Raw genomic sequence first — 24,291 nt, forward strand, 5'->3', positions numbered from 1 at the left:
GTGTCCTGGCAGACGTCGAAGCGGGCGATGCCGGGCTCCTTCACGCTGGCGCTGGCGTTGGCGAGGGTGGCCTGGAGGAAGGCGTCGACGTGCTGGGGCAGCACGTGCACGTGGACATGGATGACGAGCAGGCTCGTGGGCATGGCGCGCACGGTAGCGCGGGCGTCTTCGAGCGGGAAACTGGTAGGGTGCCGGCCCGTTCACTCCCCCTATTTTCGGAGCAAGACTGCGCATGGTCTCGGACCTCTTCGACGCGTCCCGCTGGCAGCCGGTGGAAGGCTTCAAGTTCAAGGACATCACGTTCCACCGCGCGGTGGACCAGGGCACGGTGCGCATCGCGTTCAACCGGCCGGAGGTGCGCAACGCGTTCCGTCCGAAGACGGTGGACGAGCTGGCCCGGGCGCTGGAGGCCACGCGGTTCATGACGGACGTGGGCGTGGTGTTGCTGACGGGCAACGGGCCGTCGCCGAAGGACGGCGGGTGGGCGTTCTGCTCGGGTGGGGACCAGCGCATCCGGGGCAAGGATGGCTACAAGTACGAGCCCGGGGAGGACGCGGCGGATCCGGCGCGGCTGGGGCGTTTGCACATCCTGGAGGTGCAGCGGCAGATCCGCTTCCTGCCCAAGGTGGTGATCGCGGTGGTGCCGGGTTGGACGGCGGGAGGCGGGCACAGCTTGCATGTCGTGTGCGACATGACCATCGCGAGCAAGGAGCACGGCATGTTCAAGCAGACGGACGCGGACGTGGCGAGCTTCGACGCGGGCTACGGGTCCGCGCTGCTGGCGCGGCAGGTGGGGCAGAAGCGGGCGCGGGAGATCTTCTTCCTGGGACAGTCCTATACGGCGGACGAGGCGTTCCAGATGAATGCCATCAACGCGTCGGTGCCGCACGCGGACCTGGAGAAGGTGGCGCTGCAGTGGGCGGCGGAAATCAATACCAAGAGCCCCACGGCCATCAAGATGCTGAAGTATGCCTTCAACCTCCCGGACGACGGGCTCGTGGGCCAGCAGCTCTTCGCGGGAGAGGCCACGCGTCTGGGTTACGGCACGGAGGAAGCGCAGGAAGGCCGGGACGCGTTCGTCCAGAAGCGGAAGCGCGACTTCAAGCGCTTCCCGTGGACGTACTGAGCGCGGTTGTCCAAACCGCTCAGATGTTGATGCGGGAGCTGACCGTCCGGACATCCAGGCCCAGCGCTGCGAACTCCGCCGCATGGGCCCGCAGCAGCTCCAGCAACCGGGGATGCACGTCCTCTTCTTCATTGGAGAGGATGAACCCGTAGTTCGTCTTGGACAGCATCCAGGAGATCCACAGCATCTCCGTCGCCTCATCCGGCTCCGGCGCCACGTCCAGGTCCTCTTCCGTCGACAGCGCGCCTCCCTTGCCCCAGCGGAGCCCCAGACACGAATACAGCACCTCGCCCGCGTCCTCCCACTGGAGGTTGTTCGCCCAGGCGTGTCGGAAGGTCGCGAAGAAGATGACGTAGCGGCAGAGGTTCTTCAGCGCCTCCACCTCCCCGGGCTGGGGCGAATCCGTATGCGTCACCGCGCTCACGGCCTTGGGCGGTGGCTCCACGGCCTTCGCGTCCAGGTCCATGCGCTCCGAGCGCACGAACCACGGCGCCTCCTTCCCCGGCACCTTCGCCCGCAGATAACGACACACGAAGGCAGGCACCGAATGCGTCACGAGGTCGTCCGAGAACCGGCGGACCTCATGCCACTGCGCCTCCAACTCCGTGCCGTGCTCCGCGAAGAACGCGTCGATGTGCTCCCCGAGCAATCGCCAGAAGAGCTGTCCGGCCTTTGCATACCGGTGTCCTTCACAGACAGGCGTCGCGGGCGCGAAACCCTTCCAGTCATAGCTGCCCATCAGGTGTTCCAGCCGCTTGTTGATGCCCCGCTCCGTCAGCGCACTGGAGCGCGTGATGTATCCAGTCGATCCCACCAGGAACCCGTTGGCCGAATGGTTGATCAGAACCACCTCCCGCAGGTGCGGCATCAACAGCCAACGCAAGGGATTGCGTCGCAGGTTCCGGTGCGCGGCAATCGCATACTGTTCCACGTTGAAGTGGCACTGCCCCAGGTGGTTGCCCAACTCCACGTCCAGCGTCGCGCTCACCCGAGCCATCCGTTTGGCCGCCTCCCAGTCCGCGCCGTCCGCGGGCGTGAAGGTCCGCCGTGTCACGGGTGAACCCGGCGCCGTCGCTCCAGGCTCGCGCATCCCCAGGATGATGCGCACGGGCAGCAGCCTTCCCTCCACCAGCCGCAGCCTCACGTCCACATCCGGCAGGCAGTGGCGGCCGTCCTGCTCATACGCATTCCACGGCAGGTAGAGCCGGAACGCCTGGGCATCCCCGGGGGCTTCCGGGTCCCGGTCCATCACGCTGGAGAACATGCCGTTGAGCAGGCGTTCACCGAAATAGGCATCACTCCGGGTGGAGCCCGGCGACTCCCGCTCCATCCGGGCCGTCGTCGACTCCGGATAGTCCGCTTGAATCTTCGCCAGACTCGGCGCCTGCCCCAGCCGTCCCTGGAGCTGGTGCTGCCGTTTGATGAGTTCAATGGGCGCGACTGCCTTCAGCATCGCCAGGGAACGTCCCGGCGCATACGCCGTCGGTGGCGTGCCTTCCTCCACGACGAGCAACCGCGCCAGGGGTGACGCCGGGTCGTATTCCCAGTAGGGAACTCGCACCGTGCCGAAATCGTACTGGAGCCCGCCGTGGTCGTCCGGGCCCCGCTCCGAACCGATGCGCCGCCACGTCTCCACCACGCGCCCGTCCTTGCGGAACGTGTGCTGGGGCTCGAAGAAGCGAAGCTCAAGGTCCGGCAGGTCGCCTTCACCCGCGTCGGCCGGGTCGTAGCGGATGGCGAAGGCCCCGTCCGCATCCGTGAATCCCTCGCCCAGGAAGTCGTCCGGCGTCCCGAAGTCCCGGTCCCATAACTCCACCTTGAGGTGGTGCAGCGCAATGGGCCCCCGGGGACCGTCCTGCTCGAAGACCAGGCGGCCCCTGGCGACGGCGGGCAGGGTGGCTGGATCCCTTGTCGCACGCGGCGCACGCACGCGCGAAGCCAGGTTCCGGCTCACCGCCAGCCGCTGTTTCAGGTCGAGCCCCGCGTACCACCGGGCCAGCTCGTCCGGCTCCAGGAGGTCGGCTTCGGGGCTTCGGGACTTGAGGCCCAGGGACGCGATGATTCGGCGCCAGACGGTGCTCATTGACGGCGGACCTCAATGCAAGACATCGCACCGAAGGGCATCGTGGATTCGGGTCCGTGACAGAGGCTGTTCGGGGCGGGTGTCATCGCACCCTGGAGGGTATCACGGCTTGTCCAGCCCGCTTTTGCGCCATACGGTGTGTCCCCGTGCTAGTGGGGGATTCCATGACTGTCGATTACACGCTAACGATTCGCACGAACTCGCGGCTCGGTGCGGGAACCAACGCCAACATCTCTGTCGTGCTGGTTGGGACGCAGGGTGAAAGCGACTCACACCCGCTGGACAAGCGCTTCCACAATGACTTCGAAGCCGGAGCGCAGGACTCCTATCCGCTCCAGACCCGCGACCTGGGCGAGCTGCTGCTTCTCCGTTTCTCGAACACCGGCAATGGCGTCGCGAGCGACTGGCTGCTCGACAATGTCGTCGTCACCGCGGGAGAGAAGCGCTGGTTCTTCCCCCACCACCGCTGGGTGCTGGGCAGGGCGACCGTGGAGGTCCTCGAAGGCACGGCGCGAATGGCGCATCAGGAGCAGCACGAGCGCGCGGCGTCCGCCCGTCAGGAGCAGCTCCAGGCACGCCAGCGGATGTACGGCTGGCGTGCGCCCGAGGCCACCGCCGGGCTGCCCGGGGCGCTCGACATCAGCGAGGCGAAACCGCTCCCGAAGGATGAACTGTACCGGGGCCTCGTGGATGGCAGCTACGAGGTGGTCATCGCGAAGACGCTGGCGGCCATCAAGCTGCACATGCCCCTGCTGAACAAGGCGTGGAACGGCCTGGTGGACATCTTCGACTTCTTCAAGGGCATCGAGCTGCCCCAGCTCGCCAACCGGTGGAAGGACGACTACGAGTTCGCCCGGCAGGCCGTCCAGGGCATCACCCCCGTCCACATCCAGTCCATCACCGCGCTGCCCCAGGGCCTGCCGCTCGCGGACGGAGACCTGCACGGCCTGCTGTCACCGGGCACCTCGCTGGCCCAGGCGCTCGCGTCGAAGCGGATCTTCCTGCTCGACTTCGAGATCCTGGACGACGTGCCCATGTTCAAGAAGGTGGACGAGAAGGGCGTCGAGGAGCGGCGCTGGTCGCCCGCGTCCCGCTGCCTGCTGTACCTGGACGACACCCGGCAGTTGCGGCCCATCGCCATCCAGCTCGGCCGGGACCCGGAGAAGGATCCGGTGTTCACGCCCAATGACAGCCAATATGACTGGCTGGCCGCGAAGATCTACGTCCGGTGCAGCGAAGGCAATACGCACCAGATGGTGGGGCACGCGCTGCGGACGCACTTCATCGCGGAGCCGTTCGTCATGGCGACGATGCGCAACCTCCCGGACCCCCACCCTGTCTACAAGCTGCTGCGCCGGCACTTCCGGTACACGCTCGCCATCAACGATGGCGCCCGAAGGGGCCTGCTCGCGGAGGGCGGCGTGTTCGACGACATCATCGCCACCGGCGGCCCCGACAAGGGCCACGTGTTCCTGGGCAAGAAGGGCTACCAGCGCTGGAAGCTGACGGACAACAAGCCGCGCCAGGACATCGAGCGCCGCGGGGTGATGGATCCAGCGGTGCTCCCACACTACCCGTACCGGGACGACGCGCTGCCCTTGTGGGACGCGTTCGAGGAATACGTCGGCGGGGTGCTCGGGCACTTCTACAAGTCCGACGCGGACCTCATGAACGACGTCGAGATGCAGCGCTGGTGGGCCGACCTCATCTCGCACGGCATGTCGGTGGAGAAGCTGCCCTGCACGGAGCTCAAGCGCGTCGCGGACCTGGTGGACATCCTCACCACCGTCCTCTTCACCGTCAGCGTCCAGCACGCGGCGGTGAACTACCTCCAGTACGAACACTATGCCTTCGTGCCGAACGCGCCCCTGTGCATGCGCAAGCCGCCTCCGACGAAGAAGGGCCTCATCGGGCCGGATGACATCGTGGAGATGATTCCCACCAAGTCGCAGATGCTCTGGCAGGTCTCCATCGGCCGCGCGCTCTCCAGCTTCGGTGACGACGAGGAGTACCTGCTCCACGAGGGCGGCTGGTACGAGGAGTATTTCCAGGAGCCGGAGGTGCTCGCCCTCCGCGACCGCTTCCATGCCCGGCTGCGCGCCCAGCGCGACGCGGTGAAGGCTCGCAACGAGAAGTGCGAAGTGCCCTACACGGTCCTGCAGTCCGACCGGATCCCCTGCGGCATCACCGTCTGAGACGTCTGGAGAAGATGCCCATGCCCAACCTGCTTTCTCGTGGCCTGTTCAACCTGTTCTTCGGTTCCAGGCGCAAGCCCTTCGCTTCACTCCCCGGGCCGCAGCCCGGCGTGCTCGGCACCGCGGGTGACTTCCTGGGGCCCCAGCCCTGGGACGTCTGCGCGCGGTATGGCCGCGAGTACGGCGGTGTCACGCTCATCTGGATGGGGCCCAGCCCCGGCGTGGTGCTCAACGACCCCGCGATCATCGCGGAGGTGCTGGAGTCCCCCCGCCGGATGGAGTTCGAGAAGGGAAACATCAGCGAGCAGATCCGGCCCACGGTGACGGACGACACGGTCTTCATCGCGAAGCTGAGCGGGGACTGGGCCCAGAAGCGCAAGCTGGAGCCCATGGAGCAGCCCTGGTCCCCGAAGTGGCTGGCCGCCCAGGTGGAGCCGATGCACCGGTCCATCGTGGAGTCCGTGGAGGCCCTGCTGAAGGAGCCCTCCATCGACTACACCACCGCGATGCGGAAGCTGACCTTCGACGCCTTCGCGGTGGCGGCGGTGGGGGAGAGGCTTCCGACCTCCGTGTTCGACGACTTCATGCTGCTGGCGAAGGGCGCGGATGCCCGGATCCAGGCGAAGCTGCCATTGAAGTTCGTCTCGCCGCCCAAGGGCTTCGACGAGGCGAAGGCGCGCTTCTATGGCCAGTTCGCGGACCGGGTGCGCGCCGCGCGCAAGAACCCGAATCCCCAGGGCGTGGACGTGATGTCGTGGACGCTGCGCGAGACGCCTGGGATTGATGACCAGGTGCTGGCGCACCTGCTGGGCGGCATCTTCTACGGAGGCGCCTTCTCCTCCAGCGTCACGCTGGTGGGGGCGTTCCACCAGCTCCAGAAGCATCCCCAGGCGGAGGCACGGCTCGCGCAGGAGGCTGCTTCGCTGGGGGACGGGCCGCTGACGTTCGAGAAGCTGGGCCATGCGCCCTGGGCGGAGGCCTGCGCCTTCGAATCCCTGCGCCTCCTGCCGGCGGTCCGGGTCTTCACCCGCACGCCGTCGAAGGACGCGCAGCTCGCGGGCGTCACGCTGCCCGCGGGCGCGATGATCATGATCTCCAACCAGCACCTGCACCGGGACCCGGCCCACTGGACGGAGCCGGACACGTACCACCCCGCGCGCTGGCTGGACGGCGGCGCGGCCCGCGACCCGCTGGGCAGCGGTCACTTCTTCCCGTTCGGACGGGGCCCGCGCGCGTGCGTGGGCGGGGACTTCGCGATGGTGTTCCTTCGCACGGCGCTGGCGACCATCGCCGCGCGTGCGAAGGCCCATGTCGATTCGACGGAGCCCTTCGAAGAGGGGTTCTTCTTCGGCGTCGTGCTTCCCAAGGGCGTCACCGGGAAGCTCGTCGCGCGCTCATCGCAAGCAGCGCGGGCCACTCCGCCGGTGGGAGCCATCTCCGCTTGAGGGTGAGCGCTACGGAATGCGGCCGGTGTCCATGAAGGTGTCGGAGGCGATCTGCGACACCTTCCACTCCCATCCGGGGGGCATCGTCGGACGGAGCCACCACTCCCACGCCTCGTGGATGTCCACGTCGTAGCGGCCCACGTAGAAGAGCCGCTCCCGCATCCTGCCGAACGCGCCGCGGGGGCCCAGGCCGTAGGCCGCCTGCAGCACCTCCACGTTGTAGCGATACAGGAAGGTGGATACGCGCATCTCGTTCTCGTTGCCGTTCGCCCACACCGTGCCCGCATCGCCATAGGTGCAGCCCGCACCGTTGCAACCGGTGATCGTCGTAGCGAAGTTCCTCAGGTTGCCGCCTACCGGGTAGCCGTGCCACTGGGCCAGGAGCGCACCGAAGTAGCTGGCCCAACCCTCGTTGTACGCGAGCTCCGGGTGCTGCTGCTCGGTCCCAAAGTGGCTGCCGTAGGCGAAGCTCGGGAAGGTGATGGCGAGCGCTCCCAGCTCATAGGCCGAGTACCAGGATACCGGTGACGTCGTGAAGTACATCAGCTCGTGGCCGAACTCGTGCCAGACGGTGAACGGATCCGCCCAGTCCTGCTCCACCAGCTCCAGCTTCGACACCGTGGCGAAGGAGACGGAGGTGAAGGGCACGTGGGTGGGCCAGGCCACGCGCAGCGAGAAGTAGGAACCTCCCGTGCCGCCAGCGTACGCGTTGAATTCCTCGGCGTGCTGGATGAGGTTGAGCACGCCCAGGGCCTGCTCGGCGGGAGAGTTGCTTGCGGCCAGGTTCACGGAGAAGGTCGTGCCGCTGGTGTCCCAGAAGGTGCCGGTGCGCACGCTGTGGGTGCCGCTGTAGGGCGTGAGGATGTAGTAGACGCCCATGGAGTACAGGTCCTCCGTCTCGACGACGAAGAACAGGTCCGCGAGCGACATGTCCCACGGGGCGCCGTAATCGCAGGTGGGTTTGCGGAAGTGGAACCAGCCCGAGGCGTCCGTGTAGCCCGTGGCCACCTGGGTGTTCGGCAGGGCGGGGTTCTCGTCATAGACGGTGACGCGGGTGTTGCGGACGTCCTGCCAGCGCCCCTGGTACGACAGGCCCACGTGCACGGACGCCGCGTCGCCATTGGCGTTGCAGCCCAAGCCCTTCGCCTGCACTTCGCCGGACGGCGCCACGCGGGAGGCGGCCTCCAGGTCGACGCGAGACGGGGCGCCACTGCCGGTGTCGGGCAGCACCGTCATCACGGTGCTCACGGGGGCGGAGCGCGTGCCATCCCCTCGGGGGAAGGTGACGCCATCCAGCATCACCGTGCGGGGCGACGTGTCCTGTCCGCCGCCGCGCGCCGCCGCGCGCACGTCCTCGGCGTCCAGTCGGGCCAGCTCCTCGGCGGAGTGCACCCGGGGGACTCCGGACAGGTGCTCGGTGAGTGTCTGCGTGACGGGTGCGAGGACGGTCTCGCCGGGCCGGTGCGCGTTGAGGCCGAGCAGGTGCGACGTGGGCCGTCCCCATGCGTCAGCCCGGGCCACGGCGGTGACGGAGAAGAAGCCCGCGCGAGGCGCGTGCCCGCGCACCCACACCGACTTCGTCTCGCCCGCCGCCAGGTCCACCGTCAGCGTGCGGCGCTCCAACGCCAGACTTTCGGGAGCGCTCAGCTCCACGGTGGCCGTGGTGGCCACCGGGCTCGCGACCTCCACCCGCAGGGCCAGCGGACCGCCGGCGATGAGGTCCTCCTGCGCGAGGTGGAGCTTCACCGCGGCCTCGTGCGCGGCCTCCGTGACTACGGGTTCCAGAGCCGGGTCCCCACACCCACTCAGCGCACCCATGACGAGCGCCACACCGCACACCGCTGCCTTGATCCTCGACATACCCATCCCCTCATCGTGTTGTGTGGGAAAGGGCCTTCGTGCTCCGGCCGTCCCCCCTGCGAATACGGAGCCGGGAAGGAAACCGGGTCGTTGCCCCGAACTTCTATTTTTCTGTTGGGGTTGCGCTTCAAAGCCAGAGGTCCGCCTCGGGCCAGGCGCGGCGCTTCCACAAACGTCCGCTGCACAATACTTCCAGGCGGCGGGACGGGCCCTTCAGGCCCGGACTGGCTTGGCGGGGATGTCCTGGCTGGCATGATTCCAGGTCGGAAGGTCGGGCTTCATTCGGGAGCCCTGTACCGGACCCAGGAGTCGTCCATGAAGTCTGGAACCTTGTGGCTGCGAGCGCTCACCCTGGTGTGCACGAGTCTGGCATTGACGGCCTGTGGCGGGGCGATGACGCCCGAGGAGGCCGCGGCCGAGGAGGCCGAAGCGCTGGCCACGGTGGAGGCGGAGCTGGGCTCCTGTGGCACCTGGTCCACCTGGACCAACACGGGCACGACCTCCTGTGGTGCCACCACGTCATGTGGCTACTACTGGGTTTGTGAACCGTACGCGAAGGAGGGCGACCCCGAATCCCTCGTCGGTGGGGGAGGAATCGAGGGCGCCGCCCCGTCCTGCCCGCTGGGTCAGACGGCCCGGCGCTACAACTATCGCGGCCGCTTCAACCAGCAGTCCAGCTACCGCGTGTGCTTCAACGAGGCGGGGACCTACACGCACACGGAATACCAATACCAGAACATCTTCAACACCTGCAGCTGCTGAGCGGGAGGGCGAGTCCCTGCGTCTCCACTCCAACGCCTGACGCCCATCCGTCGTATGGGCGTACCCAGGAAGCCCGCCCATGTTCCGTCCGCTTGCCCTGACGTCCTCCGCCGCCGTCTGCCTCCTCTGCTCCGCCTGCGGTGGAGGTGACGACAATGACAGTCCCATCGAGCCGCTCCAGGACACGCGCTCCAGCGTCACCGGCACCCATCCCGTCACGATGACGATGTTCAGCCCGGTGACGAGCGACGCGATGAATCCCGTCCAGTCCCAGCCCATCCTGAGCCTGACCGCGGAACCGGGCGTGTCGGATCGCCTGCGCGTCTCCCTGGCCCCTTTCGAGTGCACCCTGACCGCGACCATGACGGGCGCGGCCACCTTTGCCCTGAATCAGGGCTCCTGCTCCTTGATCATCCCTCCTCAAGACATGAAGTTCGGCTGCTCCATCACGCTGGTCATCACCGAGGGCACCGGCGGGCGCGACACCCCGCACGCCAAGGTTGGAATGACCTTCAACGCGGACTACCGCAAGATGTGCGCGGACGATGACGCTCCCTTCGTCACCCCCGTGAGCGTGACGCTGGTAGGGAGCTGAGACACCGGGACCCCGGTTGTCCCCACGCGGCGACGGTGGGGTGTCAGTCCTTTTCAGGCAGGCCGAGCAGGCGACGCAGCTCCGGCATCGTCGTGTTGGCCCGGAAGCCCGGCCCGCCCCGCTGGAAGCGGGTGGCCGCGGCCAGGTTGCCCACCACCAACGGCTCGCAGCCGGCGTCGCGCACCAACTGTGCCGCCACCTGGACGGCCTGGGTGTCGTCCCCGGCGATGGGAACCGCCAGCAGCCCGCTCTGCCGGCCGGCGGACGCTTCGACCGCCGTGGCGTCGACGGCGCTGAAGGCCCGGACCAGCCGCGTGCCCGGCAGGTACTTCGCGGAAGTGGGGCCGGCGCCGTGGGCCTGTGCCTCGCGCGCCAGGGCGTCGTCGCGGCCCGCGGGCGGATTGCAGGCATCGAGGACCACCTTGCCGCGCAGGGCCTTCTTCAGGTCGCGCCCGAGCTGCGGAATCGCGCTGTAGGGCGTGGCGATCAACACGACGGAGCCGAACTCGGCCGCCTGCTGTGGCGTGCCCACCGAAGCGCGCGGGCCGAGCTGGCGGGTCATGGAGACGAGCTCGTCAGGATGGCGGGAGGAGAACAGCACCTCGTGCCCGGCCCGGACCCAGATCTGGCCGACGGTGCCCCCCAGCCACCCCGCGCCGATGACGCCGATCCGCAGGGCCTGGGTCTTTGTCTTCATCTGGCCCAGGACCGGGAGCGAGGCCAATGCTGCGAAGGTCCCCAGGACGGAGCGACGGGAGATCGGCATGACGGTGAACCTTCCTTGGAGTCGAGGGCGTTCGTGCCTCGCTGTCAGGAAGAAATACGCCCGGCGCCGGTCGGGAAATAGACGCGACCGACGCAATGGGCCTTCAAGCCATGCTTCACAATCACGGACGCGCTCCCTGACTCAGGGAGGCGTCTCGCGCCCGCGGTGGGCGCTCGTGCTCAGCTCCGGAAGCCCGTGAACTCCTTCGCTTCAATGCGCGCGAAATCCGCGAGGGTCGCGTGCGGCTCCCGCGAAGTCGCCTCGAGCGGGAGGATGATGGTGAAGCAGGTCCCGTCCTCGGCGGAGCTCGTCACGGTGGCGCTCCCACCGTGCGCCTCGGCGAGTCCCCTCACCAGCGGCAGGCCGAGCCCCCAGCCCTTCTCCGCGCTCTCCGATGCGGACCGCGTGCGGTGGAAGGGCTCGAAGATGGTCTGCTGCTCGTGCTCGGCGATGGGGGTGCCCTGATTCCTCACCTGGAGCGTCACACGGTTCCCACTCTGGGCGAGCAGGACTTCAATCGGGGTGCCCGGCGCGCCGTACTTCGCCGCGTTGGAGGCCAGGTTCTCGACGATGCGGCGAAGCCCGAGCGGATCCGCCTTCATCTTGAACACGCCCTCTGCCTTCAGGACGAAGCGCTCCGTGTAGACGGCCGCGAGTTCCTCCAGGGCCTGGGTCGTGATGGCGTGGAGGTCGCATTCCCCCAGATCCAGGGCCACCCGCTTGCCGGCCTTGATCCGGCTCGCGTCCAGCAGGTTCTGGATCATGCGCTCCGCGCGGTCCAGGCTCGCGCTCACCCGCGCCACGGAGGTCTGGACGCTCGGCAGGTCCGCATGGCGCCTTCCCAGGAGCTGCACGCTCAGCTTCGACGCCGTCAGGGGCGTGCGCAGGTCATGGGTGAGCGCCGCGACGAACGTCTCCCGCAGGTTCTGCTCCGTCTTCAGCTTCTGGATCTGATTGCGGAGGTTGATCTCCGTCATGATGGACGTCGTCAGCTCCCGCATCACCTTGAGGTCCCTCGGGGTCCACTCGCGCACCTTGGGTTCGATGCAGCAGAAGGTCCCCAGCACGTGGCCGTCCGGGTTGATCAACGGCAGCACGATGATGGCGACGATGCCCCAGGGCCCGGTCGAAGGATGGAACTTCAGGAAGGGGTCATTGAGCGCATTCGAGGAGATGATGGGGTCTCCCTCGAGCGTGTAGCGGCACAGCGAGGCGTCGATCGGCAGTGTCCGGGTCTCCCGGAAGGGGGACGGCAGGCCGAAGTCCGCCTTGAAGAACTGCTTGTCGGCGTCCACCAGCGACATGATGGTCAGGGGGACGTCGAGCAGCTCCGCCGCCAGGCGTGCGAGGCGGTCGAAGGTCTCCTCCCGGGGCGTGTCCAGCAGCCCGGTGTCGCGGATCGCCTGCAGGCGGTTCGGGTCCGTGAGGCGACGGTTGCACCGCTGCGTCCGCCCCAGGGAGACATCATCCAGTTCGCCTAGAAACTTCATGGGGCGAGCCTAATCGGGGCGCCTTCCAGGTGAACACTTTGTGCTCCCTGTCCTGCTCCTCCGTTCGCTGAGGAACCTTCCGTGCCGCAGGTGCTTCAGGCCGCGTCGTGGAAGATGATGCCCGCGGTGTGCCTCTGCCCTGAACGCACCCGGCTGACGCCGTGCCGGAGGTTGACGCGGTAGGTGCCCCGCGTGCCCTGCACCGGACGGTGATGCACCGCGAAGACGACCGCGTCCCCCTGTCGCAGCGGGACGACCTCCGGTCGAGACTGCATCCGGGGCCGCTGCTCCGACAGCACGAACTCACCGCCCGTGAAGTCCCGTCCCGGCTCCGACAACAGGAAGGCCACCTGGAGCGGGAAGACATGCTCCCCGTAAAGGTCCTGGTGCAGGCAGTTGTAGTCCTCCGCGCCGTAGCGCAGCAGCAGCGGCGTGGGCCGCACCTGTCCCGCCGCGTGACAGCGCGCGAGGAACTCCGCGTGCGCTTGCGGATACCGCACGTCGATGCCCATCGCCGTGTTCCAGCGGTTCGCGATGGGCACGAGCCGCGGGTACAGCGCCGTGCGCAGCTCCGACACCACCTCCGGCAGGGGATGGTCGAAGTACTGATATTCCCCCCGCCCGAACCCGTGCCGCGCCATCACCACCCGACTGCGAAACGCCCCCTCCACGTCGTACAGCAGCGCCAGGGCCTCGCACTCCTCGGCGGTGAGCAGCCGCTCCATGGTCGCGCAGCCCCGCGCATCCAACTCCTGCTCCACCGCGCCCCAATCCACCGTCCCCACGCGGGTCGCGATTCCATCCACCGGGGATGGCGCGAACGCACCCCGGGTCCTCATCGGTTCGCCTCGCGGTCCAGGAGCGCGCGCTTGCGCTCCACGCCCCAGCGGTAGCCCGACAGGGCCCCGTCATGGCGCACCACCCGGTGGCAGGGAATCGCCACCGCCAGCGCGTTCGCGCCGCAGGCCTGCGCCACCGCCCGGACCGACTTCGGTGCGCCAATGCGCTCCGCGATGTCCGTGTAGCTCGCCGTGGTGCCCACCGGAATCTCCCGCAGCGCCTGCCACACGCGTTGCTGGAACGCCGTGCCGCGCACGTCCAGGGGCAGATCCAATCCCACGCCGGGAGCCTCCACGAAGCCCACCACCCGCGACACCAGTCGTTCGAACGCCGCGTCCCCGCCCACCAGCGTCGCCTGGGGGAAGCGGTCCTGGAGGTCCTTCGCCAGCGCGTCGGGGTCTTCCCCCATCAGGATGGCGCACACGCCCCGGTCGCTTGAGGCCACGAGGATGGGGCCCAGGGTGCACTCGCCAATGGCGAAGCGGATTTCAGTGTTCGCGCCACCGGCGCGGAAGTTCGTCGGAGTCATGCCCAGGACCTGGCTGGAGGTTTCGTAGAAGCGCCCGCTGGAGTTGAAGCCCGCGTCGTAGATGGCTTCGGTGACGGAGCCGCGTCGCGTCAGGCCGGTGCGGATCCGCTCGGCCCGGTGGGCCGCCGCGTAGGCCCTGGGCGTCAGCCCGGTGACGGCCTTGAACACGCGGTGCAGGTGATGGGGGCTCAGGCCGGCGCGGTCCGCCAGTGCCTCCAGGCTTGGTGGCTGCTCCGCGCCCTGGATGAAGCGGCACAGCTCGGCCACCTGATCCGCGTGCCGCGAAGCGAGCGAGGGCTGGCCCGGCTTGCAGCGCTTGCACGCCCGGAACCCCGCCTGCTCCGCCGAGGCCGTGGTCGCGTGGAAGCCGACGTTCTCCGGCCGGGGCGTCCGGGCGCCACACGAAGGACGGCAGTACACGCCCGTCGTCCGCACGGAATAGAAGAAGCGTCCGTCCGCCGCCGCATCCCGCGTGGCGACCGACGGCCAGCGCGGGTCACCCAGCGTCGCCGCCGCGAGGGCCTTCAGCTTCGCCGTCATGGTGTGTTGCCTCCCTTCGAGAGCGGTCCTCATGACCACGCCCGGAAACTAACCTCCGCGCTGGAGGTCAGCACTCCGCGGCTTGCTCTCGAATTCGCCCGGGCCCCCATGAGGCGTGCGACATGCGCCCACCACCAGGCCAGACAGAGACGAGTCCCTCGCGGCCTGCACGCTCGCGGTCGGCATGACAGGATGCCGCGCCCCACTTCCCCGTTGCCGGTACGAGACGAGCACGCCATGCCCCACCTCCGACTGATGTGGAAACGCTCCCATCTGCTGGGTTCCACGCTGCTGGCCTGCGCCGCGGCCCCCGCGTGGGCGGCCCCCGCGCCCATCTCCGTCCCCAACGCCGGCTTCGAGGCCACCGCGAGCGCGGGACTCCCGAAGGGCTGGTCCGCGTCCGGCCAGGGCAAGGTGTCCACCAGCACCGACGCGAAGGCGGAAGGCAGCCGGGGGCTGCTCATCGAAAGCCCCCAGGGCGGCGCCGAAACGACCGTGCAGTCGGAGCCGGTGAAGCTCCAGGTGGGGCGCCTGTACCGGCTGAGCGCGTGGGTGCGCACGAAGGGCGTGCAGGCGGATGCGCAGGCGCGCTACCCCACGGCGCTGGGCGCATGTCTGTCCATGCAGAGCTTCCCCTTCACCAACTGTTCGCCGCCGCAGGGCGCGGACGCCAGCGGCCGGGTGCAGGTGATGTTCTTCGCCACCCAGTCCACCGACCGCGTGCAGGCGCACCTGGGCCACAACGGCAAGGCCACCGGCACTGCGTGGTTCGACGACGTGAAGCTGGAGGAGGTGGACGACATCACCGCGTACGTCCCGATGGAGAGCGTGCGCTGGGCCGGCAAGGGCTTCCGGTATGACGACGGCGGCTGGGTGTACGTGCACATCGAGGGCGAGCCCTACGAGCGCGGCCGGCAGTTCGGTGAGCTCGTGTCGCAGGAGATCGTCCGCTACATCGAGAAGCTGGGCATCCAGAAGGACAAGGCGGACGCCGCGAAGGGCTGGGCGCAGGTGCGCCTGCTCGCGGACTCGCTCTTCCTGCGCCGCTTCGACCCGGAGTTCCTGGAGGAGATGAAGGGCATTGCTGACGGCGCGAACGTGGCCGGCGCGAAGTTCAAGGGCCCGGACGCGAAGGAGCGCGACCTGGATGTGCTGGACATCGTCGCGCTCAACTCCGCGGTGGACCTGGGCCAGTTGGAGGAAGCCAACCGCGTGACGGCGTCCCCGCTGTCCGGACGCACCTTCCTCAAGGGCGAGGACGAGAACGGCCGGGCGGGGGAGGGTGACCACTGCTCGTCGTTCGTCGCCACGAAGTCCGCGACGAAGGACGGCCGCGTCGTCATGGGGCAGATCTTCATGTGGAACGGCTACACCGGCGTCCACTGGGACGTGGTGCTGGACGTGCAGCCGACGAAGGGCCACCGCTTCGTGATGCAGACCTTCCCGGGCGGCATCCACAGCGGCGCGGACTGGTTCCTCAATGACGCGGGCATCGTCATCGGAGAGACGACCGTGGGCCAGACGCCCTTCAACATCGACGGCACCCCGCAGAGCAATCGCATCCGCCGGGCCGCGCAGTACGCGTCGTCCATCGACGACGTGGAGCGCATCCTCAAGGACCGCAACAACGGCCTGTACACCAACGACTGGACGCTGGCGGACACCAAGACGGACGAGGGCGCGTGCCTGCTCCTGGGCACGAACAAGACGCGCCTGTGGCGCACCGGCAGCAAGGGCAAGCAGGCCGACACGCCCGGAAACCTCAAGGACTTCATCTGGGCCAACAACAACAACCGCGACCCGGAGGTGCGCAAGGAGTCCGTGCCCAACACGAGCAACGCCCCGGTGGATCTGGCCTTCAACACCTGGAACCGCGACATCGCCTTCCAGGAGGCCTATGCCCGGTACGGCAAGGCCGGCTTCGACGTGGAGAGCGCCACGCGGATGCTCGCGACGAGCCCCATCAACCGCCCCCACGCGTGTGACGGCAAGGTCACCACGTCGGAGATGGCGGAGAAGCTGATGTTCCTGGCCCACTTCGGCAAGACGACGCTGCGCGAGAAGATGGTGGGCAGCCGCTGGATTCCGGACCTGCCTGGCGCCACGCCGCACCTGTCGCTGGGCTACACCGCCTTCAGCCCCGTCTACGTGGCGGACAAGCTCAAGGCCGCGAAGGCGCAGCAGAAGCCCGAGCCCAAGGTGGAGAAGCCCAAGAAGGACTTCACCCGCGTGAAGGACGCGCTCGCCTTCGACGAGAAGAAGCTCTGGGCCAACACGGTGTTCCCCGCCACGGATGGGGACAACTGGTTCGTCAGCGGCTCGGCCGCGTACTGGACCCAGCTCAAGGACCTGCCGGAAGGCGATGATGCGCTGGGCAAGGCGTTCGACCAGCAGCGGGACGCGCTCGTGGAGCTCAATGCCCGCTACCTCTACGTCTCCTCCCGCGAAGGCGATGTGGTGCCCACGTCCGCGCGCACGGACTACGGGCGCTATGGCCAGTACGCGGTGCCCCGCATCAAGGGGACGTATCTCTTGCACCAGTTGCGGCTGACCCTGGGCAACGCGAAGTTCGCGCAGGTGATGGCCGCGGTGCACGGGAGGTTCGCGAACAAGAAGCTGTCCACCCAGGACTTCATCAAGACGGCGTCGGAGGCGGCGGGCCGGGACGTGGCGCCGCTCGTGAGCCAGTGGGTGGCGCGTGAGGGCCTGCCCGCGCCGCGCCTCACCTCCCGCGCCCAGAAGACGAAGGAGGGTTACGAAGTCACACTGAAGGTGGAGCAGTCCGGCAAGCCCTGGCAGTTCGTCGCACTGGTGGAGGTGCAGGCGGAGAAGGGCGCCACGCTGGAGCGCGTGGAGGTGAAGGGCGGCAGTGACACCTTCACGGTGAAGGTCGCGGACAAGCCGGTGCGCGTGGTGTTCAACGTGGGCAATGACATCCCCGTGGCCCGCGAGCGCTACCAGACCCTGGCCAACACGCTGGACGACTGGGAGAAGCTGCTCTTCGTCTACGGCTCCGCGCGCCAGGTGGAGTCCATGCGCACGCTGGCGCTGAACTACCGCGAGCAGTTGGCGGACGCGTCGCCGGAGAAGCTGGCCCCGCTCAAGCCGGACGCGGAGGTGACGGACGCGGAGCTGGCGGACCGCGACCTCGTCGTGTTCGGTGGCGCGGAGGACAACGGGCTGCTCGCGCGGCTCCAGGCGGAGAAGAAGCTGCCGGTGGAGCTGGGCCGGCGCTACTTCCGCTGGCAGGGCAAGACGTACGGCCGCGCGGATGACGGCCTCGCCCTGGCGCTGCCCAACCCCTGGAATCCCAAGCGCACCCTGTACCTCTTCGTCGCCAACAGCGGCCTGGAGCTGTGGCACATGACGCGCACGTTCCAGCGCGGCCTCCAGAGCTGGGCCCTGTTCCGCGCGGGCGAGGTGAGCGGCAAGGGCTTCCACACCCCGGACAACCTCACGCAGGAGCTGTCCGTGGACCTGCCTGCGCCCAAGCTGGGCATGCTCACGCCGTAGTGGATTGAAGCCCACCCATGTCAGGACAGAGGAGGTCATTTCTGTCTGACATGGGTTTGGGCGGACCTCACGGGGGAGGGGCTTGCCTTTGCGCGGATGCCAGGGTTTGAATCGGGCAGACGCTGAATGCGCAAGGAGGCTGCATGCAGGCCCTGCCAATTCCTCTTCCGCTGGAGCAGGCTTCTTCGGGAGCGCTCTACCTCGCCCAAGTGGTCAGCGCGCCGGGTGAGCCGCTCCTCGTCCAATGCGCCGCGCTTTCAGCACAATCAGTGGCAGCAAAACTCGTCCTGCCCGTGGGCATCTGCGCCGCTCCTCCCCCGGCCCCTGGGGCCCATGTCCTGGTCTGCAAGCCTGTCGGCTCCCCAGACATGCTCCTCATCCTGGGAGTCGTGGGTGAGCAGGCGCATACCGCGGACGCTTCGCTCCAATTGCGGTGCGGACAAGGACGGATGGAGATTCGAGAGGATGGGCGCATCCAATTGCGCGGAACCGACGTCACCGTTCGTTCGACAGGGATGGCTCGGTTGAAGGGAAGTGCTGTTCGGATCAATTGAGGAGGGCTTGAATGTCCTCCAATCCTCCTCCCTATTATCTGCCATTCCTTCGGCAACACCTCGAAGGCGTCGGTGACTTCCGGGCCCGGTATCAACGCCTCCTTCGGACGCGGCACGCCTCCTGGGCGCAGCTCGCGAAGTGGGAAACGCGGCACCAATTGCATCTTGATGCGCTTCGTTACTCCCGGGAAAGCAGCCTGGAATTGGCGCGGCCCCTCCTCGACAGTGAATGGGAGGAAGAAGTATTCGGGGGCGCGGCGGTGCTTCTGGGCTGCGATGAAATCGAACCCGTATTGGATGCCCTCTCAGGCGAACGCGCGACGCCGTTTCGGAACGCACTGCTCGACGCCCTCTTCTGGCATTCTGGCAGCGAGCTTGCGCCCCAGATCTGGCGCCGCTTCGAGAGCAGCTCCGAGTCTCAGGTCCAGGTCCGGGCGGAGCTTCTTCTCCTGCTGGGGCGGCGCCGTGAACATGCGACCGCGATTCTCCAACGCGCCATCCAGGACGAGCAGCCGGCGGTCCGGGCTGCCTGCCTCCTGGCGGGTGCCTGGCTCGCGCCTTCGCTGGTGGTTCCCCTTCTGGACAATGCCCTTGCTACGCCAGCCCTCGAGCAGGCCGCGCTCCTGGCCCTTTTGGAGATCAATCCTCCACGCTGCCTCCCCCGTTTGCGCGGTTGCGTCCGGGCAGGACGTCACATCGAAACACTGCTGCCCGCGTTGGCGGCTCTGGGGGAGCCCGAGGATTTCAAGCTGATCCAGGCGCAACTGGAGGGGCCACATGCGTCCTTCGCGCTCCTGGCGCTGGGCTTTCATGGAGACCCGAGGGCACTGCCCGTGGTGGTGGCGGGGCTTGAACAGAGCGCCTCTCGGAGCGTCCTCTCGGCGGCATTGGAGGCCTATGCGTGCCTCTCTGGATGGTCACCCGCGCAGGGCCTCTTTCCCGAGCCCGAAGAGGACGTGGCCGATGATGGGGAGGCGTTGGACCCGGATGCGGAGGCGGACCGCGTCGAGCGAGACGCGCACCGCGAGGACCTGCGCGCCCAGGCCCTTCGGCACTGGCGAGCCCAGCCTCCGCGACAGCTCGCGGGCCAGCGCATCCGGCATGGCGCGCCCTGGAGCCTTGCTCGCAGTCTGCGTGACCTGGAAATCCAGGGTGGAACCTTGAGGGCGTGGACGTTTCGTGAAGTTGCCCTTCATTCCGGACATCCCCCCATCGCGGACCCCGAGTCGCTCCAGGGCCAACAACGTAAAGCCCTCCAACATTGGGCCCGGAAGCTCGGCCAGCGCTGAGTCGCCATGCATGTCACCAATCACAGCCCCTTCGCGGCATCACACCTGATCGCCTGGGATCGGGATGGCCAGGAGGTGCTGGTCGTCATCGTCAAGTGCACCTACGCCTTTGAACCGGACGGTCGGTTGGTGACCGCGGGGGAGCAGAGTCCCGTCTCCCGGGGCGATGAATTCGAACCCGGCCAGCCCTTGAAGCTGAAGAGGCCTGGCGACTTCAACACCGGCAAGCCAGGCACCGACATCCTCGTTCAGGGCAGCGCCTGGACGGCGCACGGTGAACCCATGACGGTCATGCCTCTCTCCCTGCGGGTCGGCCCCATTTCCATCTCCGCGCGCGTGTGGGGTGAGCGGTGGAACGAGAATTCATTGTTGGGATGGCGGTTGAGCTCCCCGCAGCCGTTCGTACGGCTTCCGCTCACGTGGGAAACGGCCTTTGGTGGTGCGGACCCAGACCCGTCGAAGTCGGTCTTCTGGCCGGAGAACCCGATTGGCCGTGGCTTCCTCGCGGGACGTCCGTCGTCACGTGAGCCTGTTGCCGCCCCGAACCTGGAGTGGGCTGACAGTCCCTACCGGGGCTTCAGCGAGCCGGCGCGGACACTGGGATTCGGTCCGGTCCATCCTGCCTGGAGCCCCCGGAGGCAGCACGCCGGGACCTATGACGATCGCTGGCGTGAGGAGCGCGCCCCATTCGTGCCAGGGGATTTCGACCCGCGCTTCTTTCATGTCGCGCCGCCGTACCTGCGCACCGCCGTGCCGTTGAAGGGGGGCGAGGACGTGATGTGGAAGGGCTTTCATCCCGAGGTTCCCACTGCGTTCCAACTGCCTCGCCCTTCTCATGACGTCGTGTACCGCCAGCGTGGATTGAAGTCGGACCTCGATGCCGTGTGGCTGATGCCAGATGAGAAGCGCGTGAGCATGGCGTGGCGGACGCTGCTTCCCCTGCCTCGCTCGGCGAGCACTTCCGTGGAGGTCTCCATCCAGGGCAAGCCCAGGGTCCGTCTGGGGCAGGTTTCATGAGGCCGCTCGCCATCACAGGGGTCGGCGCCCGGACTCCCGTGGGGCCTGGCGCGCGTGAGACGTTCTTCTCCGTCCAGGCGAAGTTCAACGCCTTTCACGAAAGCTTCATCGTCGACAGGACCGGGGAGGGCGCCGTGCTCTCCGCCATCGCTCCGCTCCACCCTCGGGTGGGTGAAGAGGCCCGATTGCTGGAACTCGCGGTCGCGGCGCTCACGGAGGCATTGCAGGGTGTGGCGGATTCCTGGAACGCACGCCACCGCGTGGGGCTGGTCCTGGTGACCCCCGAGCCAGGGGCGCGGCCCTCGCCATGGAGCTTCCCCGCCTCGGTGGTGCAGGCGCTCCTGGAACGGTTTCCCCGGTCGATAGGCAGTCCCAGGGTGTCCCTGATCCCCGGAGGACACACCGGGTGGGTCATGGCCCTGGAGCAGATTTCCGTGTTGTTCGCGCAGGGGCAACTCGACGCATGTGTGCTGGGCGCAGTGGATACGTTGTGCTCTCCGAGGACGGTGGAGCACCTCGACCGTCAGTGCCGGCTCCGCAACAGCCTGGAGGTGGAGGGCAGGGTCCCGGGGGAGGCGGCCGCATTCCTGGTGCTGGAGCCGCTCAGGCCCCAATCCCGAGCACTGTCCCAATTGGCTGCGTGGGGGGAAGGCACCCCACTGCAAGGCGAGAAGAGTCCTCTGCCGGGAGCCCTCCTCACTCGCGCCACCCGTGAGTGTCTGCGCTCGAGCGCCGCCAACAACGAAAGCCCTGGCCTCATCTTGAGCGACATGGACGGCTCGAAACACGAAGCCCTTGAGATGGCCTTTGCCCGCTTTCGTGCTTTCAGGGACCAGGCCAGTGCTGCCTCGCTGCTTCATCCCAGTGAGAGTCTGGGCGACGTGGGTGCGGCAACCGGCCCCCTCCTGATGGTGCTCGCGACGCTCTGCCTCCTCCACGGAAGCGGGCTCCCTGGAGGCGCCCTTGTCGCCACCCACACCCCACCCGGTCATGGCGCGGTCTGCCGGGTCTTGCCGGAGAAGCGCTGAACCATGGGCACCACCGTGATGGTGAATGGTCGCACCGTCGTCCACGAGAAGTCGGACGGTGTTTCGCTCGCGGGGCCAGACCCCTGTCTGACCCCGACACCCAGCCCCTCACCCGTGCCCTATATGAATGAGGCGAAGTCCAGCGATACCGCTGCTGGAGCCTCGAGTGTGCTCGTGGATGGCGTGCCGCTCGCCATCAAATCCTCCTACTTCGCCCTGAGCACGGGCAACGAACCGGGCACCGCGGGGGGCGGAGTGGTGTCGGGACGCATCAAGGGCAAGGCGTCCTTCGTGAGCTATTCCTTCGACGTGATGGTCGAAGGCGAGAACGTCCCGCGCATGGGTGATGCCATGCAGCACAACCACGGGAGCCCGAGCAATTCGATGAGCCCCGCCGAGCTTCAGCCTCCCGGGGCGAGTGGCGCGGGTCTCTCGCCCACGGACAAGCAGGTGCTTTGCGAGCTGATGTGCCACTGCAATAAGGTGGGGAACTTCAAGACGGGAAAAGACGGCCGGGCGCTCAAACAACAGTGTGTCAGCACCCTCCTCCAGGGAATCGATGACAGTGTTGGAAACAAGAGTCGCTACAAGCCGGAGATCAGCTACGACATGCGGTCGACTCCTCCGAAACCCATCATGGATGGCAATCGTGGACTCCGCGGGCACGCCTGGGTGCCGGGATGGATGAAGAAGAACGGTGTGCCCGCGAATGCTGGCATGGTCCGCCGGCCTGATGTCGTCATCGTCAAGAACGGGAGCAGTCCTCCGCTCCAGAACAACATCCAGCATGTCGTCGAGATGAAATTTCCGGGCGATACGCCGACGCTCGAACAACGCAGGGCCTACGAGAGGATCGCTGGCGACCGGAGCAAGCTCACCATCCTCAAGTTGGAGGACTGCAACTGCCGGAAGGACAAGCAGCCCCAGGAGCAACCGGAGCCGGTGTCCGCGCCGAACTGGTGGGAGGTGACCTTGCTGAGTCTTGCGCTGGTCGCGCTCGTCCTCGATGACCTGGCGCCGACCGGCGCGACGCAGGCGGATGATGTCCTGATTCCGGGGATTGTCGCTCGCCTGGTCCTTGCTTTTTGATAAGGCAGCCGCTGGACGGAGTGAGCCCATGACAACGGACGACGATTTCACGGAGGAGAAGCAGTTGGCCGTGCGCGACGGTCAGGGCCGCGTCGTCGTGCAGGTGGGACTCCTCGCCACACTCTATTTCGAGAATGCCCACCGGCCGGAAACCCGGGATGCGGTGCTCACCTGCGTGGAGCGCCTCCAGGCATGCTTCGGCCAACACCTGCGCTGGGTGGTGCATCCCAAGAGCGGGAAGATGTATCCCCACGGCTCCAGTCGTGTTCCCTCTCTTCGCGCGGTGATGGCGCAGCGAGGTGGCAATCAGGCCTGGGAGTACTCCACCCACGGTGGCGAGCAACCGGAGGCCGCGAGTCACTTCCGGATTGAAGCCTTTGGTCCCCCGGACTGGGAGAAGGCGCTGGGCCACCTGTCGTTCATGCTGCCCCTGACCTGGTTCGCGGACCATCCGGGGAGTCTTCCCGCGCTGATGCTTGAGCTCTGCAACCATCTTCATCCCATCCATGGGTACGGAGGGCCTGGCCTGGCGGAGTCTCCCGATGTGGGCGTGGAAAGTGACTTCCAACCCGCTGTCTATGCCATGGCCCGTCGATTTCCCGGACTGGAGGTGGACAGTCCTCTCAGCCATGCCCGGTATCTGGGAGATGGCATCAAGGGCGTCAACTGGCTCACGATCGTCGGGGAGCGTTTCCTTCCACGGGTGGGCGGAATCCCTGGCCTCGTCGCGACCCTGGGCGATGAGATTTCCCTCCGCGAATATGATGGAGGTGTGCTCATCCAGGCCGGTTCCCGCCCTCGAATGGGCGACGCGAACGATGGCCGTATTCCCGAGCCCTATCTCCGGGTGGCCCAGGCGCTTCGGCCTCTCCGGGTCGAATCCGTGGGGTCCCTGCACTTCGCGGGTGGGAACCGATTCACCCCAGAGACTTCCGACGAATGGCTTCGCCGGTTCGATGGCCCTTGAGGTCCAAGCCCCTCCACCGCGCAACCGCACGAGTCGTCCATGTCCGAGGCTTCCCACTTCTTTGCCGCGCTGGTGACGAGCCCCGCGGTTTTCCGCAAGACCCTGGAGAGGGCCCGGCTTCAGGCCGTGCTGGACGTGGAGCCGGCGGGGGACGCCGTCGCCCCTTCGGGCCCCGGGGCGACACCTGCGGTCCCCGGGCCACGATGGGTGGCGTTCGCCAGCCCGGGTGAGAACCGAGAAGCCCTTGGGAAGCTGACGGAGCGGCTCGTGGAGGTGTTCGACGAAGGGGGGGATTGGAGCCTCGGCTTCTTCATGGACCAGGCGAAGCTCACCCTTCGAAGCGAGGACCTGGAGCCCTCCGTCGAGGACCGGAGAACAAGCGCGCGTCGGCATGCCTGGCTCCTGCTCTTCCTGGGGCGCACCCCGGATGAGGCCCTGGCCGCACTGTCCACGGGGGGCGCCTTCGCGTTCTGCGAGGCGCTGGAGATTTCGTTCCTGGAGTTGGTGGATCAGGAAATGGTGCCGTGGGAGGCGCTGTCCCGGGAGTTTCCTGACAGGTACACCGTGGCCTCTTGGGAACTGGCGGACTGAGCAAGTCGCCTC

General features: G+C 67.5%; 18 protein-coding genes. 12 read left to right on the plus strand and 6 right to left on the minus strand.

What is annotated here, in order from left to right:
• Positions 1 to 232 precede the first annotated feature (232 nt).
• Positions 233 to 1,126, plus strand: coding sequence for a 1,4-dihydroxy-2-naphthoyl-CoA synthase (locus D7X74_RS07320; RefSeq protein WP_120532204.1), 894 nt, complete (start codon positions 233 to 235; stop codon positions 1,124 to 1,126).
• A 19-nt stretch (positions 1,127 to 1,145) separates the two neighbouring features.
• Here D7X74_RS07320 and D7X74_RS07325 read toward each other — a convergent pair whose 3' ends face one another.
• Positions 1,146 to 3,209, minus strand: coding sequence for a lipoxygenase family protein (locus tag D7X74_RS07325; protein ID WP_120532205.1), 2,064 nt, complete (start codon positions 3,207 to 3,209; stop codon positions 1,146 to 1,148).
• Positions 3,210 to 3,373: 164 nt separating this feature from the next.
• On the opposite strand from D7X74_RS07325, the gene D7X74_RS07330 reads away from it, so the two are divergent.
• Together D7X74_RS07330 and D7X74_RS07335 are read left to right on the plus strand one after the other, a co-directional pair.
• On the plus strand, positions 3,374 to 5,404 hold the full coding sequence (locus tag D7X74_RS07330) for a lipoxygenase family protein (RefSeq protein WP_120532206.1): 2,031 nt from the start codon (positions 3,374 to 3,376) through the stop codon (positions 5,402 to 5,404).
• A gap of 20 nt (positions 5,405 to 5,424) precedes the next feature.
• Complete coding sequence (locus D7X74_RS07335) at positions 5,425 to 6,849, plus strand: cytochrome P450 (protein WP_120532207.1); 1,425 nt, start codon at positions 5,425 to 5,427, stop codon at positions 6,847 to 6,849.
• A 9-nt stretch (positions 6,850 to 6,858) separates the two neighbouring features.
• On the opposite strand, the gene D7X74_RS07340 is transcribed toward D7X74_RS07335, so the two are convergent.
• The gene (locus D7X74_RS07340) at positions 6,859 to 8,709 is read right to left on the minus strand and encodes a hypothetical protein (RefSeq protein ID WP_120532208.1); all 1,851 of its coding nucleotides are present in this window, start codon (positions 8,707 to 8,709) and stop codon (positions 6,859 to 6,861) included.
• 315 nt (positions 8,710 to 9,024) lie between these two features.
• Here D7X74_RS07340 and D7X74_RS07345 point away from each other — a divergent pair, with 315 nt between their 5' ends.
• Together D7X74_RS07345 and D7X74_RS07350 are read left to right on the plus strand one after the other, a co-directional pair.
• The gene (locus tag D7X74_RS07345) at positions 9,025 to 9,471 is read left to right on the plus strand and encodes a hypothetical protein (RefSeq protein ID WP_147444254.1); all 447 of its coding nucleotides are present in this window, start codon (positions 9,025 to 9,027) and stop codon (positions 9,469 to 9,471) included.
• Positions 9,472 to 9,550: 79 nt separating this feature from the next.
• Complete coding sequence (locus tag D7X74_RS07350; protein WP_120532210.1) at positions 9,551 to 10,066, plus strand: hypothetical protein; 516 nt, start codon at positions 9,551 to 9,553, stop codon at positions 10,064 to 10,066.
• Positions 10,067 to 10,109: 43 nt separating this feature from the next.
• Here D7X74_RS07350 and D7X74_RS07355 read toward each other — a convergent pair whose 3' ends face one another.
• The 4 genes from D7X74_RS07355 to ada form a co-directional block, all read right to left on the minus strand.
• Entirely contained in the window at positions 10,110 to 10,832 is a 723-nt protein-coding gene (locus tag D7X74_RS07355; protein WP_120532211.1) for an NADPH-dependent F420 reductase, read from the minus strand.
• A 179-nt stretch (positions 10,833 to 11,011) separates the two neighbouring features.
• Positions 11,012 to 12,322 (minus strand): GAF domain-containing sensor histidine kinase, encoded by a 1,311-nt coding sequence (locus D7X74_RS07360; protein ID WP_120532212.1) that lies wholly within the window; start codon positions 12,320 to 12,322, stop codon positions 11,012 to 11,014.
• 95 nt (positions 12,323 to 12,417) lie between these two features.
• Entirely contained in the window at positions 12,418 to 13,161 is a 744-nt protein-coding gene (locus D7X74_RS07365; RefSeq protein WP_120532213.1) for a 2OG-Fe(II) oxygenase, read from the minus strand.
• The gene (gene ada / locus D7X74_RS07370) at positions 13,158 to 14,231 is read right to left on the minus strand and encodes a bifunctional DNA-binding transcriptional regulator/O6-methylguanine-DNA methyltransferase Ada (protein ID WP_120532214.1); all 1,074 of its coding nucleotides are present in this window, start codon (positions 14,229 to 14,231) and stop codon (positions 13,158 to 13,160) included. Before ada ends, D7X74_RS07365 begins: the two co-directional genes overlap by 4 nt.
• A 237-nt stretch (positions 14,232 to 14,468) precedes the next feature.
• Between ada and D7X74_RS07375 the strand changes: the two genes are divergently transcribed.
• From D7X74_RS07375 to D7X74_RS07410, 7 genes are all read left to right on the plus strand, one after another.
• Positions 14,469 to 17,744: a C45 family autoproteolytic acyltransferase/hydolase gene (locus D7X74_RS07375; RefSeq protein ID WP_120532215.1), complete on the plus strand. Its 3,276-nt coding sequence runs from the start codon at positions 14,469 to 14,471 to the stop codon at positions 17,742 to 17,744.
• Between the two features lie 565 nt (positions 17,745 to 18,309).
• Positions 18,310 to 19,587: a hypothetical protein gene (locus tag D7X74_RS42605; protein ID WP_147446489.1), complete on the plus strand. Its 1,278-nt coding sequence runs from the start codon at positions 18,310 to 18,312 to the stop codon at positions 19,585 to 19,587.
• Between the two features lie 6 nt (positions 19,588 to 19,593).
• Positions 19,594 to 20,604: a DUF2169 domain-containing protein gene (locus D7X74_RS07390; protein ID WP_120532218.1), complete on the plus strand. Its 1,011-nt coding sequence runs from the start codon at positions 19,594 to 19,596 to the stop codon at positions 20,602 to 20,604.
• Between the two features lie 134 nt (positions 20,605 to 20,738).
• Complete coding sequence (locus D7X74_RS07395; protein WP_147446490.1) at positions 20,739 to 21,632, plus strand: hypothetical protein; 894 nt, start codon at positions 20,739 to 20,741, stop codon at positions 21,630 to 21,632.
• A gap of 3 nt (positions 21,633 to 21,635) precedes the next feature.
• Positions 21,636 to 22,721: a PAAR-like domain-containing protein gene (locus D7X74_RS07400; RefSeq protein ID WP_120532220.1), complete on the plus strand. Its 1,086-nt coding sequence runs from the start codon at positions 21,636 to 21,638 to the stop codon at positions 22,719 to 22,721.
• A gap of 70 nt (positions 22,722 to 22,791) precedes the next feature.
• Positions 22,792 to 23,688, plus strand: coding sequence for a type VI immunity family protein (locus D7X74_RS07405; protein ID WP_233595425.1), 897 nt, complete (start codon positions 22,792 to 22,794; stop codon positions 23,686 to 23,688).
• 39 nt (positions 23,689 to 23,727) lie between these two features.
• A complete protein-coding gene (locus D7X74_RS07410) occupies positions 23,728 to 24,279 on the plus strand; it encodes a hypothetical protein (protein ID WP_120532222.1) in 552 nt (183 codons plus the stop codon).
• The last annotated feature ends 12 nt before the right edge of the window (positions 24,280 to 24,291 follow it).

The organism is Corallococcus sp. CA047B (assembly GCF_003612065.1).
Classification (GTDB): Bacteria; Myxococcota; Myxococcia; order Myxococcales; family Myxococcaceae; genus Corallococcus; species Corallococcus praedator.

Bases quoted from the DNA above. Each gene is read 5' to 3' on its own strand.
- D7X74_RS07335 (WP_120532207.1), top strand. From the start codon at position 5,425: ATGCCCAACCTGCTTTCTCGTGGCCTGTTCAACCTGTTCTTCGGTTCC.
- D7X74_RS07325 (WP_120532205.1), bottom strand. From the start codon at position 3,209: ATGAGCACCGTCTGGCGCCGAATCATCGCGTCCCTGGGCCTCAAGTCC.
- D7X74_RS07350 (WP_120532210.1), top strand. From the start codon at position 9,551: ATGTTCCGTCCGCTTGCCCTGACGTCCTCCGCCGCCGTCTGCCTCCTC.
- D7X74_RS07345 (WP_147444254.1), top strand. From the start codon at position 9,025: ATGAAGTCTGGAACCTTGTGGCTGCGAGCGCTCACCCTGGTGTGCACG.
- D7X74_RS07360 (WP_120532212.1), bottom strand. From the start codon at position 12,322: ATGAAGTTTCTAGGCGAACTGGATGATGTCTCCCTGGGGCGGACGCAG.
- D7X74_RS07375 (WP_120532215.1), top strand. From the start codon at position 14,469: ATGCCCCACCTCCGACTGATGTGGAAACGCTCCCATCTGCTGGGTTCC.
- ada (WP_120532214.1), bottom strand. From the start codon at position 14,231: ATGACGGCGAAGCTGAAGGCCCTCGCGGCGGCGACGCTGGGTGACCCG.
- D7X74_RS07355 (WP_120532211.1), bottom strand. From the start codon at position 10,832: ATGCCGATCTCCCGTCGCTCCGTCCTGGGGACCTTCGCAGCATTGGCC.
- D7X74_RS07320 (WP_120532204.1), top strand. From the start codon at position 233: ATGGTCTCGGACCTCTTCGACGCGTCCCGCTGGCAGCCGGTGGAAGGC.
- D7X74_RS07410 (WP_120532222.1), top strand. From the start codon at position 23,728: ATGTCCGAGGCTTCCCACTTCTTTGCCGCGCTGGTGACGAGCCCCGCG.
- D7X74_RS07390 (WP_120532218.1), top strand. From the start codon at position 19,594: ATGCATGTCACCAATCACAGCCCCTTCGCGGCATCACACCTGATCGCC.
- D7X74_RS07365 (WP_120532213.1), bottom strand. From the start codon at position 13,161: ATGAGGACCCGGGGTGCGTTCGCGCCATCCCCGGTGGATGGAATCGCG.
- D7X74_RS07330 (WP_120532206.1), top strand. From the start codon at position 3,374: ATGACTGTCGATTACACGCTAACGATTCGCACGAACTCGCGGCTCGGT.
- D7X74_RS07340 (WP_120532208.1), bottom strand. From the start codon at position 8,709: ATGTCGAGGATCAAGGCAGCGGTGTGCGGTGTGGCGCTCGTCATGGGT.
- D7X74_RS42605 (WP_147446489.1), top strand. From the start codon at position 18,310: ATGTCCTCCAATCCTCCTCCCTATTATCTGCCATTCCTTCGGCAACAC.
- D7X74_RS07400 (WP_120532220.1), top strand. From the start codon at position 21,636: ATGGGCACCACCGTGATGGTGAATGGTCGCACCGTCGTCCACGAGAAG.